The 15513-nt window shown below is 67.7% G+C and carries 6 protein-coding genes; 4 read left to right on the plus strand and 2 right to left on the minus strand.

The annotated features are described in order from the left end of the window. The first annotated feature begins 422 nt into the window (after positions 1-422). The 3 genes from O7542_RS13675 (at position 423) to O7542_RS13685 (ending at position 9321) form a co-directional block, all read left to right on the plus strand. The gene (locus tag O7542_RS13675; RefSeq protein ID WP_281606350.1) at positions 423-5537 is read left to right on the plus strand and encodes a hypothetical protein; all 5115 of its coding nucleotides are present in this window, start codon (positions 423-425) and stop codon (positions 5535-5537) included. A gap of 202 nt (positions 5538-5739) precedes the next feature. Next, the gene (locus O7542_RS13680; RefSeq protein ID WP_281606351.1) at positions 5740-6174 is read left to right on the plus strand and encodes a hypothetical protein; all 435 of its coding nucleotides are present in this window, start codon (positions 5740-5742) and stop codon (positions 6172-6174) included. A 714-nt stretch (positions 6175-6888) separates the two neighbouring features. Continuing rightward, positions 6889-9321, plus strand: coding sequence for a tetratricopeptide repeat protein (locus O7542_RS13685; protein ID WP_281606352.1), 2433 nt, complete (start codon positions 6889-6891; stop codon positions 9319-9321). A 74-nt stretch (positions 9322-9395) separates the two neighbouring features. Here O7542_RS13685 and O7542_RS13690 read toward each other — a convergent pair whose 3' ends face one another. Together O7542_RS13690 and O7542_RS13695 are read right to left on the minus strand one after the other, a co-directional pair. Beyond that, positions 9396-9716 carry a hypothetical protein gene (locus tag O7542_RS13690; protein ID WP_281606353.1) on the minus strand — a complete coding sequence of 107 codons (321 nt, stop codon included), beginning with the start codon at positions 9714-9716 and terminating at the stop codon, positions 9396-9398. A gap of 1468 nt (positions 9717-11184) precedes the next feature. After that, entirely contained in the window at positions 11185-11499 is a 315-nt protein-coding gene (locus O7542_RS13695) for a YrhB domain-containing protein (protein ID WP_281606354.1), read from the minus strand. 525 nt (positions 11500-12024) lie between these two features. Between O7542_RS13695 and O7542_RS13700 the strand changes: the two genes are divergently transcribed. Further along, complete coding sequence (locus tag O7542_RS13700; RefSeq protein ID WP_281606355.1) at positions 12025-15513, plus strand: CHAT domain-containing protein; 3489 nt, start codon at positions 12025-12027, stop codon at positions 15511-15513.

The raw sequence follows: 15513 nt of genomic DNA on the forward strand, positions 1-15513 counted from the left end.
GGTGGCTAGGGCAACTGCATCTACGACCGGGGCACGACGACCGGCCCCAGGGCAAGGCCGAGAAGCATCTCATGCGTGGCGCTCTTTGGACCGGCGGCGGGAGTCTTGTGGACCGCTGATGAGACTGGCGATATTGGGCCCAGCCCGTCGACTACTGACAATTGACTCTTCTTGAGGTGAGTGACGGTCGACCCGTGCTGACGGCCTGGGTGCCTGAGCGGGCGATCTGGGAGCCAGTGAGCTCCAACATGAGCACGATGTGGTCTTTTCTTCTTAGTCGCTTAAGGTCACGGTGAACTCCGCGCTCGACCGGCCTGCGCAATCAAGATCCATCGGCGCTCGACACGACTGTGGTCCCGAGTGGGGTGGCTCGTCTCGGGCAGCCGAGCGGCCGGGCGGGTGTGGGCCGGTAGCCTCAGACGATGTCCAGCATCTCGGCGTGGGACGGGCGGTCGGTGGCGACGGCGTTCATCACGGGCGGTGGCGGCTTCACCTTCGAAGACCAGGTTGGTGCGTGGTTCGCCGCTGGGATGGCCGCTGGCGAGATGCCGCTGGGCGTCGGGGTCGCGGTCCCGGTGGAGGTGCGGTTCCAGGGCAGTGCGTCGGGGTTCTTCCTCGACGACATCGTTGTCACCGGTGACGCGGCCGGTGGGCCGCGGTGGTCGGCGTCGGTGAAGTCCTTCGACATGCTGACCGGAGCCAGGCTGCACACGGAGTTCGTGGAGGTTGCCTGGCGCGACATCCTTGCCGACAGGTTCCAGGGCGCTGCAGACCGGGTCGGTCTGGTGTCAGGATCTGCGTCGCAGGGCACCTGGGTCGAGCTCGCAGAGCTGATCGGGGAGGCCGAGGCCGACCAGGCTGGCATCGCCTCGCGGATCGGCGTGCCTGGCGCGTTCAACGAGGTCAAGCGCTCGCTGTGGGAGTCGGCGAAGTGTCCGACGGAGCTCGCCAAGCAGCACGGGATCGACGTCGACTCCTCTCCCGCCCGGCTGCTGGCCTCGCTTCTGCCTCTGCGTCTAGACTTCCTCACCCCTACCTCCCAGGCGATCGCGGACGCGATCCGGCGGTGCCGCGCCGCGCTCGTCCCGCAGCAAGCCGGAAAGGCCGTGGACCTGTGGACGGCGCTGCTCGAGGTGGTCGCCGACCTGCGGCCCAAAGGCGGGGCAATCACCTGGCAGCTTCTGGCTAGCCGGCTGGGCGCGCAGTTCACGTTCCAGCTGCGCCCGGATGTTACCCCTGACTGGAGCCTTCTCACCGCGCACACCACCGACATGACGGCCCGGGTCCGGGACCGGCTCGGCGACGACGTGATCCTGGTCCGTGAGGACGTGACCGCCGTGCTCGCCAACGCCGGGGCGGTCAACGTGCTGTCCGGGCCGTCGGGCTGCGGCAAGACCGTGGCGGCCAAGAGGTGGCTGACCGCTCCGAGTGCGCACCGGGCGGTTTGGCTGTCGGCCGCGGACCTCGAGGCCGGCGTCGGCGCGCGACTGGGGCTGACTCGGGGCCTGGAGGAAGTTCTTACGCTTGCCCCCGGAGAGGTCCGCGTCGTCGTCGACGGCCTCGACCGGGTCTACACCGACGAGCCGTTCGCCGCGACGGCTGCCCTGGCGCGCCTCACGGCCGACACCGGCGGCCGGATCCGGTTGTTGATCACTTCGCAGCAGTCGGAGTTCCCCCGAGTGTCGGAGCGCTTGGTGCAGGCCAACGGCCCGCAGGCCGCCCCGCTCGTGATGGGAGACCTGTCTGACGCCGACGTCAATCTGGTGTTGCGCGGGCACCCGGACCTGGCCGCGGTGGTCGTCGCTGGTGGGCTCCGTGGTGTCGTGCGGCGCCCGAAGGTCCTCGACCTGGTGCTGCGGATACCCGAGACTACGGTTGCCGCTATCCGTGACGAGCCGTCGATCGCGGGCCTGTGGTGGCAGCGGTTGGCCGGAGCGGGCCCGAACGGCGCAACCCGCCAGACGTTGCTGCGGCGGATCGCCGTCGAGCAGGCCAACCGTCTGCGGGCCCAGACTCCCCTGGACGACCTCCCGGTCGACGCCGTTGGACTGGTCGACCAGCTACGCGTCGACGGGATCCTCGCCGAGGTCGACGGCCGGGTCTCCTTCGCCCATGATCTGTTCGACGACTGGACGCTGTTGCATTACCTGCGCTCACGTGACGACGTTATCGGCGTGATCGCGGAGAAGGCGGCGCTGCCGTCGTGGCACCGAGCGATCCGCCTGTACGCCGCCGGCGTGCTCCGCGAGCACGGTGTCGACCGGTGGGAAACCGACCGGTCTGCCCTGGACGCCGCCGACCAGCCGCTCGTGGCGGACTTGTACCTCGACGCGGTGTTCTACGCCCACGACGCCGACCGGCTTCTGGGCGATCTGTGGTCGCGCCTCGCCGCCGACAGCGCTCTGCTGGCACGGCTGCTGCGCAGGTTCAGGTTCTCCGCGACCGTGCCGGACTCCGGTTGGATCACTGTGCTCGCCGACATGCCGGACGTGGCGGTGTACGCCGCCGCCCAGTCGCGGCTGCCGGTATGGCCGCTGTGGCTTCCGGTCCTACGCGTCCTAGCGGCGAAGCATGAGACCGCAGTCGCCGCGGCCGCCCCGGAGGTCGCCGCGATCGCCGACCTGTGGCTGCGATGCGCCCCCGACACGTGGCCGGCCCGCGATCAGGCTGCCGTGATCGGCCTGGCGGTCGGACGGTACATCGTCGCGCACATCGACGGCGGGGGCGATTTCGACGACACGGTCGAGACAGTGCTGTGGCGGTGCGTCATCGCCGCCGGCGCGGTCGAACCCGACGCCGTCGCCACCTTCCTCGGCGCGCTGCTGCCCCCTATTGACAGCCAGCTCGAGCACAGCGGCCAGATCAGTGGCCGCCAGCGTCGCGGCCAGACGAGACTCCGTGCAGCCTTGCTCGATGTCGACACCGTGATGCCGTTGCTGCCGGCGTCCGCGCAGATGGCCCGGGACCTGGTGCTGCGGGCTGCCGTCGACTCCGACCGCCAATACCGCCGTTACGTCCATCACCGGCTGCGTAATGGCCTCGGCATCGCCAGCGCCCCGCGCTCCTTCGATCCGATCCCAGAGTGCGGTCCGTTCCGCGCGATGCTCATCAACGCTGAACCGCAGGGCGTCGACGTGGTGCTCGCCCTCGTCGAGCACGCGACTACCCATTGGAGAGGCACCCGCAACGCCCCGGTGTCAGGCGGCCAGGAACCCACGCAGGAGCGGCCGGCGTTCGAGCTGCTCATCGACGGCGCCCCCGTCGCGCTGGTCGGTGACGCCACCGTCCTGGCCTGGAGCCACGGTGGCCACAGCGTGCCGGACATCCTGGCGGCGGCGATGATGGCCCTGGAGGCCCACCTTTACCAGGCCCTCGACGACGGCCGCGACATCACCACGCTCCTCGTCAAACTCACCGGCAGCCGATCGGTCGCGACGTGGGGACTGCTCGCCAATATCGCCCGCCACACTCCTGCACTGCTGGAAGGCCCGCTTGCTCCCCTGGTCACCAGCGCCGACCTGCTCCACCACGACCGGATGAGCGTGGCGATGCGCTCCTTCAGCGTGCTCCCGCTCGTCATGGATCCCACCCGAGCTGAGCGAGCCCGTAAGTGGCACACCATGGACCACCGCAAGACACCGCTCCTGGAGCTGGTGCAGCTGGCATTCGTTACCGGCCGGCTCGTCGAGCAGCTCACCGCCGCCCGAAAGCACTGGGCCGGGACAGACGCCCACCGGTGGCGGGTGATGCTTGCCGCGACCGATATCGCGAACTACCGCGCCGTCCGCGCCACGGACGGAAGAACCTACCTCGTATACACTCCACCGGCAGCCCTTGAGGAAGAACCCCGCGAGATGCGGGACCACCTCGACCGCGATCGCGCCTGGATGATGTTCGCCCACACCATGCGCCGCAACATCTCCGACCAGGTCCGCCCCAGCGACACCGAGCTCGAGGAGCAGTGGGCCAGCGTCCAGCCCCAACTCGACGCTCTCGCCCCAGACGCTGCGTCGCCGAGCTCGATTAGCGGTGTGGAGGACCTGCGGTGCGGGTACGCGGCGTGGCTGGTGCTGTGCGCCCGCGACTGGCTGCGGAAGCACCCCGACCGCGAGGCGTGGTGCAAGGCCGCACTACTGCGTCCCCTCACCGACCCGACCGCCACGCGGTCCGGCGCATACCCCGACAGCCCCTCCGAGGATGAATGGGACGTCTTCTGCGCCGAAGCGCTCACCGCCCTGTGGGCCGAGATCCCCGACGACGTCACCGTGCGCGCGGCCATCGCACGGCTGCTGCTCGTTCCCCACCGCCTCACCCTCACCACCGTGATGCGACTCGCCGCCACACACCCCCGCCTCGCAGACGACCTGCGCCAGCTCGAGGACCTGACGCTGCACCGCGCGCGGTTGCCGATGTCGCACTACGACATCGACCCATACTTTGAAGTAGCCGACGACCTCGACTTCGACACCGACATCAACCCGCAGGAAGCCGATGGACTCGACCTGGACCAAGAGGACGACGATCCCGGCAACGGCCCGATCGACGGCCTTCCGGAGCTGGAGGCGGCCGCGGAGGCCGCATTCGACGCCTTTGCCAACGGCGGCCTGCCCGCCGAGGTGCCCCGGCTGGCGGACTGGATCGCCTCCACCCTCGCGACCAGATTTCCCGACGCTCGCGACGACCGCTCCCGCATACCGCGCATTCTCGACCTCGGCTACCTCGTCGCCTCCCGCCCGCACTTCACAGCCCTTACTGCTGCGGCGGATACGCTCACGCGAACCCGGGCGGTCGAATTCGCCGCCGACCTCGCGGCGTACCTCGCCTCAGGGCTGTCCCCGACCAAGGCCGCCAGTCGTTCCCCCCGCTACCCCAACCACGAGGAACGTAGCGCTCTTGACCTACTCGCTGACATCACGATCAGCGCCAACGCCACACAGGCCCGGACGATCTGGGAGCCGGTCCTCACCCTCGGCGCCACCGCGCCCTCCTGGGTGAACAACTACCTCAGCCAGGTCTGGAAAACCGCCTGTACGAAGGACGCGTGGCCGGAAGCCTTCCCCACCCTAGTCGCAGACATGCTCCACTTCGCCACCACCGCCAGCACCTGGCAGGGCCACTCCGGCAGGGGCCTCCTGGCGCTCGCCGTCGCCGGCCTCAGCGAGTGGGGGCACTCGCCGGTCAGCGAGCAGCAGACAGCCACCATCCGCGCAGCCGTGCCAGCGTGGTCGACGTGGTTCGGCACGCACATGGGCCACAACGACTTCGCCTACGCGGCCGTCCGCTTCTTCCAGGAGCCAGCCGCGGCAGCGTTCGTCCACGACGCCGTCGCCTGGCTCGCCGCCCGCGAACGTTCCTCCAGCCCCACCAGTGAGCGGATGGAAATCGCAGTCACCGAGTTCCTGGTCACCATCTTCACGCGCACCCCGAACCCGCTGCGCGGCTCCGGCCCCACCGCAGACAACGGCCGGCAAATCCTCGCCCGCCTCCACGGTCGAGGCAACGCCGTGGCCGGCCAGCTCCTCAACAGCCTGACCTGACCGCATCCCACCACCGGGGCCAGGGGCGGGGCTGTCTCACTTAGATCCACAGGCCCCAGGGGCCGGAGCGAGCCGGGATCTTCGCGGTGAGGACAACTCCGATGCCGTGCAGATTGGTCAGGGTGGGGCCTGAAGCTGCGACAGCGGCGGACAGGGTCGCTGTTGAGCACTTAACGGCAACCGTGCCCAAGGTGCGGCCAGCATGGCCCGCGGGTGGATGCTGCGCAGCGCGGTGGCTGCGGCCGCGGCGGTGAGTCCGCGGGACAGTCCCGCCGGGGATGAGCTGGGCGAGCAGCGCGTGCAGCCGATTGATGGTCTGGGTTCGGGTGCGGACCAGGTCATCGTGGTGTTCGGTACGACACCGAAGGGTGGCGATCGCTTCGTTGATGACGGCGGCGTTGAGGCGAGTTGCGGTGTGCGCGGCGATGCCGACCGACAGAGCGTCGGCCTGGTCCGTTTTGCGGCCGTGTCCGGTCGAGAGCAGCCGGACTCGACGGCTAGCTTCGCGGACGCGTCAACCACGTCGATGTGGTCGGCGGTCAGTTTGGGGGTCAGCGCGGCGCTGAGGCCGGTGGCGCCTTCGACCGCCCGGACGGCGTGCAGCCAGCGGCTGGCGAAGCGGCGCAGCTGCCGATAGCCGTCGCGGTTGACCTCGACGCGGATCGCGGCGAGGGGCTGAAGTCGACTGTCGATCGTGACGGCGGTCCAAGACGCCTTATGAGGATCGATCGCGATGACGACTGGCGCAGATGCTGAGGGCGGGGCCGGGGGGCAAGGGCTTCTCCTTGGCGGAGCCGGGAAAGGGGCATCCGGCGAGGAGGGCAGACCAACTTCGGGCTAGACAGACCCCTCTCGAGCCACTCTCGCTGGCGGTTATGGCCGGGACGCAGGCCGCTAGGGGCTAGCCCGTAGGCAGCAGGTGTTTCCCGAGCGCGGGCTTCCGTTCCACGGCGGCCACCGGGCTCGGTGGCCGCCGTCCGCTGCTTATGCCAATTCGGGAAGTGCCCCGGAGGCGATACCTGTCACCGCCTAGTCCGGGACCTCCGCCGCTGAGGCCGGGCGGCGATCACCGCCGTAGCAAGGTTCGCGAGCGCGACGAGAAGGGCGAAGGCGGGCCCGGCGGCCTGGAGAAGCAGGATCCACTGCGACATCAGATCTCCTACGGTTGTTGGTCGGGCCGGCCGGCTCCGCTACGGATGTCATCAGTCCAGCTGGCGCGGCTACCCTCCGACCACGCTCTCGGAGGTTCCCGGAGGGAAACGGAGGCGCGCGACGGCACCACTGGTCCGTGGACGCACGTACGCTGACGGTCAAAGCCGGGGCAGGATCAGGTCACGGAGGTGGGCCGGAGGTGAGGCAGGGCGTCCAGCGCGGCCCAGTGGACCCTGCCGCGATTCACAACCAGGTGGACCTTTGCGAAGGCCTTGAAACGCTGCGTCTGCGAGCGGGACTCTCGTACGAGGCAATGGAGGCGCAGGCAGACAAGCTGCGAAGCCGCGACGGCCGAGTCATCGACGGCTCGATCGCCAAGCTCGGCAAGAGCACCGTCGGAGAGATCTCCCGAGGCAAGCGGCTTCCGACCCGCGAAAAGCTACTGACTTGGCTGCGCGTCTGCAATGTTTCTGCCCCCGACACACCCACCTGGGTAGGTGCGTGGCAGCGGGCGAGGACCGCGCAGCAGCGACGGCCACCGGGCGCCGTGCGGGTCCGAGACGCACAGCCGCGATACCTCGGCGTCCACCCGGCGATCCGGGTTGCCGGCGACGGCGGTGAGGTGCCCCCGTATGTCCGCCGCGACGCCGACGCAGAGCTCCACACGGTCCTGGCGGCGGGCGCCGACCGAGGATGCTTCGTCCTGCTGGTCGGCGGTTCGTCGGCTGGCAAGACTCGTACGTTGTACGAGGCCACGGCGACTACCCTGCCGGACTGGTGGCTGACCCAGCCAAGCAGCGCCGACGATGTGCGCACGCTGACCGTGGCACCGACGGGCCACATGGTGGTGTGGCTCGATGAGCTGCGGCCGTTCCTCGACGGTGACAACGGGCTGTCCGCGGCGACAATCCGGGCGCTGTTGCGGGCGGGAGCGGTCGTGGTGGCGACGGTCTGGCCTCAGTGGTACCACGCCTACACGACGATCCCCGACAGCGGTGAACCCGACCTGTACGCTCGGCAGCGGGAACTGCTCGCGCTCGCGAGAGTCGTCGACATTGCCGCAGTGTTCACTAAGGTGGAGCGGCAGTGTGCCCAGTTGATCGCGGCGGACGACCCGCGGCTCCGCATGGTGTTGCGGTCAAAGGCCTTCGGGGTTACGCAGGTGCTGGCCGCCGCGCCGCAACTGATGCGCCGCTGGGAGCAGGCACCGAACCCGCTGCACCGGGCGGTGATCACCGCTGCGGTCGACGCGCGACGCATGGGTCTGCTCACGCCGTTGACCGAGCAGTTCCTCAGCGACGCGGTGGTCGGCTACCTGCAGCCCAGAGAGCTTGCCGCGGCGAGTGGTGACTGGCTGGCCGGCGCGCTCGCGTACGCCCGCGCCAAGCTGCGCGGCGCGGCCCAGGTTTTGTACCCGGTCGCGTCCCGGCCCGGCGTAATCGACGGATGGGAAGTGGCCGACTACCTCGTCGAGCACAGCGGCCACACCCGGCGCACCCGAGTACCGCCAACCTCGGCCTGGGAGGCGTACGCCGAGCACGCATCGAACGCCGAGGACCTGTGCCGTCTCGGTGCCGCGGCAGAGGCTCGGGCCCTGCTGCGGTTCGCTGAGAACCTCTACACCCGGGCGCTCTACGACAGCATTGAGGCGCGGTGGAGGCTAGCGAGCCTGTACGCCAACAAAGGCGAGGTCGACGAGGCGGAAGACCTGTACCGCGACGTTGTGGCCGCCGGTGACGCGAACGGCACGGTGGGACTCGCGCTGATCTGTGCCGACTATGGCGACGCCGACGAGGCAGAGCAACTGTGGCGCCGAGCGATGATCGACGACGCTGACGACATAGCCGGCATTATGCTGATCTCCACCATTGACGACCGCCGCGGCGGAGCAGATCTGCTGCGGCTGTGGCACAGTGTGGTGCGCCGACGCCGGTCCTTTATTCGGGGAGAGCTGGTCGCGCGGCTTGGGCGTCGCCGGATCGTGCCCATGAGGCTGCTGGAGCGATCGCTGCGCCGTGACATCGCCGCAGGCGACACCAACGCGGTGTACGAGCTGAGCCAGTTGTTCGTCGAGCACCGGCGTTATGGCGACGCCGAACGGGTGCTGCGGGAGGCGATACGGGCCGGTCACAAGATCTACCTCGCGCTGGGCAGGTTCCTCGTCGAACGCAATCGAGCCGAGGAAGCAGAACAGGTGTGGCGTGAGGGCGCCTCAGCAGGCCACGGAGAGGTTCTGGATGAGCTGGCAGAGTTGCTCGAACGCCACAAGCGTCGTGATGAGGTAGAAGAGCTACTCGTCAACGCGGTTGACGGTGGACTGCGCGGCTCTTTTGCCACGCTCGTACGGGCCTACCGGCGGTGGGGCTGGATCGATGAAGCGGAACAGCTGCTGCGGCTAGCGGTCGAGCGGGGCAACGAGAGTTTGAGACCCGCCTACGTCGCTGTGCTGAAGCAGCAGGGCCGGATCGACGAGGCGGTCCATCTGTACAAGGAAGAAATCGCCGCCGGCGACGAAACCGGAACGGCGCGGGAGTTTCTTGCCTGGATGCTCCGCGAACTCGGCCGACACGACGAAGCAGGACGCCTCCTCGAAGACGGCATGAGCCCGGAAGAGTTTCCAGATGCACCCTAAACTGGTGGGTCACCGAGGCCGGCGTAGACCTGACAGCCCTCGCTTACGGCAGGAACACTCGAGACTGGACCGACCTACATCAACTGATAGCGCAACTGCGTCCAGGAGAATGGACCAACTACGGGGAAATTGCGCAAATCATCGCACTCCCAGCTATCAGCGTCGGCCAACACATCGCGAGCTGTCTCGACCGCCCCTACGGTGCTCACCGCGTCCTGACCTCGACAGGCAAGCCGGCAGACGGCTTCCGATGGGCCGATCCCACCATCACCCAGACCTGCCGTGAGGTCCTGATCGGCGAAGGCATAATCTTCCACTCTGACGGCCGAGCCGACCCGGACCAGAAGCTCTCCGCGGCGACGCTCCAGCAACGCCGCGAGCTCAAAACATCCCATGCAGAACGCCCCGGTGTCGTAGCGGTCCGATGCGTCTGGTCGTGCAAGCTCCGCTCATGAGGCAGCCGCCGGTCCACTGGCCGGCGAGAGACCGGCTGGCCGAGCTCGCCGGATCTCCTACCTCCCCGACCTTGACGTTCCACATAGCCCCGCCACTGAGCACCGCGCGAGCCGACGGGGCGCTCAGCGCCTAGGGCGTCCGGTCACTCGCACAATCCACCGGCGATGACCCACGCCGCCTGACTTGAACCGAGGACAACCTCTTGTCGAGTCCCCTCAGGACTTGTCATTGTTTGCCAAAACCCCTTGTAACGGAAAGTAGCCGAAGCGGGCTTGTCATTACTTGCCTGAGATGGTCGTTGAGCTGCAAGGACGTCACTAATACGTCACCGGCTCTTGTCACTCTTCGCCAACAACTGGCCTGGGTTTTCGGGGGGTAAACGGGGGGCCAGGTTCAACGTCCGCCACGTCTGACCGTCTATCCACCGGTCGTGCCAGCCTTATAGATCGTTTACCGACCGGACTTGCGGCAGCCCGTCCTCGGTCAACACGATCGTCACCGGGACCTCACGCGGTGGCGGCCTCTCGGTGGTATCCCGCAAGCTGCGGTGCGCGGGACATTCGCACGATGGCTGCAGCGGTTCCGGGCACCCGACGAGGGCAGACATCAGCCGCTGGACCCCGTCGACGTCGACCGGCCACGACCAGTCCATGTCCCACGGCTCCTCCCACGGCGGGTGGAAGCAATCGTGATCAAAGCGCACCAGAAGTCCAACACCACACTCCGGGCAGGCCACCACGCTGCTCCAGCGATAGTTGACCTCGTGCCCCGAGGCACCGTGCGGAACGCCCCAACTGCTGATGAGCACCACCGTACGCTGATCCGCCCGACACACGACACAGATGCCCATAGCCGCCCTCCCCTGCCGTACCCCCGTAACCACACCGTAGAGATCGACGACAACCCACGGGACGGGGCAAAGGAGGCGAACGCTGCGAGGATCGAAATGAGGCGGGCTCGGTACCGTGACGAGGTGATTCCGAGTTGTCCCGACTCCCACGCCGCGGGCGTCCCTCTGCTCTTCGGCCTCCCGGCACCGAAAGCCAGGAAGGCCGCAGCCGCAGGCGAGCTTGCGCTCGGCGGATGCTTCCTCCCCGAAGAACCAGTACCGAACTGGCAATGCCCACGGCAACACCGATGGCACGACGCCGATGAGCGGACATGGAACACGCAACTCCTAGCCGCGCTACTCGCACACGGCTACACCGAGCGGGATCACGACACTTGAGCCGACAGCGGGAGCAGGCGCCGGCAGCTGCGGTGCTTCGGCAGAGACCGTGCTCCCCACCAATAGCGGCCTCTTACTCCTACGGGACGTCGCCGCGGGCACACCAGCACACCATCGCCCGCCTTCGAGGCATCGCGCATCCCCCGCTCCGACGCGTGGCTCCCAAAGAGGGCTCGGGCTTACGGCTGCGGGGAGGCGCAGAGTGCGCAGGCGTGTCGGCCGTTGGTGTGCTCAGCGACGTAGCAGTCGATCGATCGAGCCGTACCCGTGTGGTGGGCCTGCCCCGTTTTCCGGTCCACAAGGATCAGCGCGTTACCCATGACGGAGTCGAGGAAGGATCCAGTCTCGATGTACCGCACCGACTGGTAGTGGAACACCCAGAAGGCCGGGCGCTCCTTCACATCGGCGATGGCAAGCGGCGGCACGTCCGGAAACGAGGACATCTCCTGCAGCACCGCCGCTGCGATGCTTCTCGCCTCCTGCTCCGTAACCACCGCCACATCATGCCCTCAGAGAGGCACGCGGGCGACCCCGCCTTACAGAAGGTCAAGCGCCCTGCGAGATGGGAAACCGGTGAGGCGTGCGCCCTCTGGCCTCGGCAGCTTGTCCAATACCAGAGCCAAGCTCAACCGACCTGGCCCAGCCATGTGCGGAAGCGGCTTCCGAAGGGTTCCACACCGACGCACAGCGCAGTCGACAGCCACTCGGCGGTCCCCTCCGCGCGCGTGATGAGGTCTCGTGGATAGTCGTACCGCCTCTGATTACTGGCGAACTCATCCTCGTCGGCCATAAGGGCTGAGGTTCCCCCGGCAGCTAGGAGGCGGACGACTGCTGGATGTCTGATCCCGGATGATGGTCGACGCGCCCGTTGCTCTCAGACTCAGCATCTTTTGCCCCGTTGATGACGGCAGTGATGTTGTTCTCCGAGCATGAGCCAGCAGCTCGTCTCAGTCAGCCGGTTGTGGGCATTGACGTGACCCCTTGACTGACGTCACGATTCGCACATGTCGGCTTGGCGGATGGTAGCGAGAGTCCGAGCTGCGGCAGCGACGCTGCGCTCATGCACGGTCATCACGGCGGAAGCAGTAGCGACCGCGAATGAACTGCTCGACTCGCTCTCGGCGCTTCCGGATCTCGCCGAGGTGACCGAGGAACTCGCCACCCTGGCCGACTTCTACCTCCGCTTATCGGACGTCGTAGCCAGCGATAACCCCGTTCTCGCCCATCGCGCGCATGAGAACGCCCTGCACATCCTGGCTTGGCTCACCGCATACGACATCGACGCGGTCCCCCGGGTCGTCGCCAGCCGGTTTCGCATGCTGGCGTTGGACGATCCGACCGATCGCCACCTTGCAGCTCTGGAAGCGATCGCCCAGCGGGCAACGCGGGAACGTCGCCCCGACCGGGAGGTGCTGCTGCGCATCGGCGAACTCCGCTGGTCCAAATTTTTGCACACGTCAGGCGGGACGGCACTAAGCGAGCTGATGGCCTGCACGGAGGCTTACGAGCGTGCCGCAGAGCTGGGCGAACTATCCGCTCCTGCGGAGATCGTTGACTATCTGAGCCATCTGCGGCTGCATGTCGACCCGCCGCAGATCCTCATGCGGTGGTGGCGACAGCGGAGACATCGACCACCGCCGGGAGCCGTTGGCCGCAGGATAATCCTTTTGCGGCGTCGGTTCCGACGGCTAGACGATCCATTGCTCGTCGAGCTGGCGAGATGTCACCTGACCAGGTTTGGGGACTCAGGTCACCCCGATGATCTGGAAGCAGCCGTGAGCATCGCGGCACCGCTGGTCGGGACCGCATCGAGCGTAGAGGTGATGCTGCGGGCAAGGTTGGTCCTGATGGGAGCGCTCGTGCTGCGAGACGATATCGGCAGCGCATCCCGGCTGCTCGAGGAAGCCATCACCGCGTATGACGAGAACGTGTCGGCGTCGCTTCGACGGGAATGGCTCGACGCGGCCAGCATTATCGCGGCCCTGACCGAGGATCGGAGTGTCATCGACGCCGTGGCTACGCGGCTGCGGTCGGCCATTGACGAGCTCGGCCATCGATCCCCGGCGACGGCTCGGCTGTGGATTCAGCGCGCCGTGGTGATGCGTCGACGATTCGACCTAACCGGGCGCCTGCGGGACCTCGTCGAGGCGATCCGCGACGCGCGGACGGCCACGCGTCGTGATCCGGGAGCGCCGGAACCGCGCGAGTACCTCGCCTTCTGGATGTTTGATCGTTACCAGCTGACCGGCAACGTCGAGGACCTGCGCGCGTCAGTGGATCTACTGCGAAAACTGTACGTCGAGGGTGGGCTGTCGCCGCAAGGGGCCGATGACGGTATGGAGATCATCCTGACTGCCTCGACCCTCGACGCGGAGACGCTGACCACGCTCGCCGACGGATTCCGGAAGATGACCCGCGAGGCCAACGCCGGCCTTGCGGGTCGCTGGTGGCTTCTCCTCGCCCTTGTCCTCACACGGCTCGATGAGGCCACGGGGAACCACCGGCATGCCGACGAGGCGATCGACGCGGCTCGCCACGCGTTGGTCGCGCGCCGGGTGGGCACCAAGGCCGACGGGCCGACCCAGCGCATGATCAACCTGTTGCTGGCGACGAGCCTGAGCCGTCGGGGGCGGCCGGACGACGCGCAGGAGGCTATCCGCCTGCTACGCGACCTCATCGAGAAAGAAGACCGTTCCATAGTGGCAAAGCGGCACCGGACGCGGCTCGCGGCGATATTGCTCGAAACGCGGGCCGGCCACGATGAGGACGTGATCCGCCTGCTTCGCCCGGTCGCGGACGATCCCGCCTCCCCGGCGGCGGACCGAACGGACGCCGCGTACCTGTTGGCAAAAGCGGCTGCCTCGGCGGGCCAGTTCGCGCTGGCGGTCGACAGCTACCGCACCACCGTGGACCTCCTCGCCGCCGAGGCCCGGCAGCCGCTGGAACCGGACGACCGTCGAGAGCAGGAGCAGCGCTGGTTCGGCGCGGCGGAGGACGGCGCCGCCTGCGCCTTGGCGTTGAACCGCCCCGAGAGCGCGTTATCTCTGCTGGAGCAAGGTCGCGGAGTCCGGATCGGCCAGACCCTGCAGCTGCGTGAGCAGTTGCGCTGGCTACGAGCCCACAGACCGGACCTGGCCGAAGAGATGGTGCCACTGGTAGACGCGATCCAGGCGTATGGGAAGGGAATGAGCGGCGAGATCCCGCGCGACTTCATCGAGGCATTTGGTTCGATGCTCGCCATCGCACAGGAACGCGTACGTGCCAGGTTCAGCGGCTTCGACCTGGCCAGCCACACCACCGCCGAAGCGTTCATGCAGCAGTGCGAACGGCTAAGCGAGGAGCTGAGCAGCGAAGTCCTGTCCGAGGACACCCGCTATGAGATCGCGGCGCGCTGGGAGGACTTCGAACTCAAGGTTCGCCGCGCGGTGCCCGACGAGCCGTGGCGGTTGCGGACCGACGTGTCCACGTTGCTGGCTGCGGTGCCCGATGGCCACGCGGTGGTGATCAACATCAGCCGACTGGGGTGCGCCGCGCTGATCGTCGGCGACGGGCGCGTCACCACCGTCGACCTGCCACGCCTGAAACTGGAGGATATCGACAAGCTGGCCCGGCGGATGATGCTTGCCATTCTCTCCGTTCAGAGTGGGCATCTGTCGAAGGGGGATCGTACCCGGCTCGCAGACACCTTCACGGAGGTACAGGCCTGGTTGTGGGATAGCGTGGCGGAGCCTGTCCTAAAAGAGATCCACCCGTTCGACCGTGAACCTTCCGATGAGCCGCCACGGATCTGGTGGGTGCCGACTGGCCTGCTGGCCATGCTGCCGCTGCACGCCGCCGGTCGGCCGGGTGGTCCTTACGTTCTGGACCGTGTCGTTTCGTCCTACACCACGACTCTGGGCATGCTGCAGTACGCCCGTCGTGACCACCGTCCGAGCAACCAGGATCCCAGGATGCTCGCTGTCGCGGTATCGGAGATTGACGGTGCGGCCATGCTGCGATACGCCGCGCAGGAGTTGGCCGAGCTGGATCCCTGGCTGACCAGCTCACTAAAGGACGCCGAGGCCACCATCAACTCCGTGGCCGGACAGCTGCCCGGGCACGACCGAGTCCACTTCGTCTGCCATGGGACGCCGCCGGCGGGCGGGCGACCCGCGCAGCTCTATCTGTCGAACAATGTACTGACCGTCAACCGGCTCGGTTGGCTCACCCCAGTAGACGCCGAACTGGCCTACCTGTCGGCATGCCACTCGGCGAATGCCTCGCCTCGCGACGTCGGAGCCGGCGACCACCTCGCTGCGGCTTTCCAAGCGGCGGGATACAGACATGTGATCGGTACGCTGTGGGGCGCCGCGGATCACGTCGGGCCGCAGGTGGCCGCTGACTTCTACCGCGAGTTAGCCAGGGTCGGCTCCCCCGCGCGTGCCCTGCACCACGCTGTCCGCCGGCTGCGAGACGCCTACCCGAACAAGCCCTCGATCTGGGCGCCGTTCGTGCACCTCGGCCCCTGA

Origin of the sequence: Micromonospora sp. WMMC264 (assembly GCF_027497275.1) — a bacterium.
GTDB classification, from domain to species: domain Bacteria; phylum Actinomycetota; class Actinomycetes; order Mycobacteriales; family Micromonosporaceae; genus Micromonospora; species Micromonospora chalcea.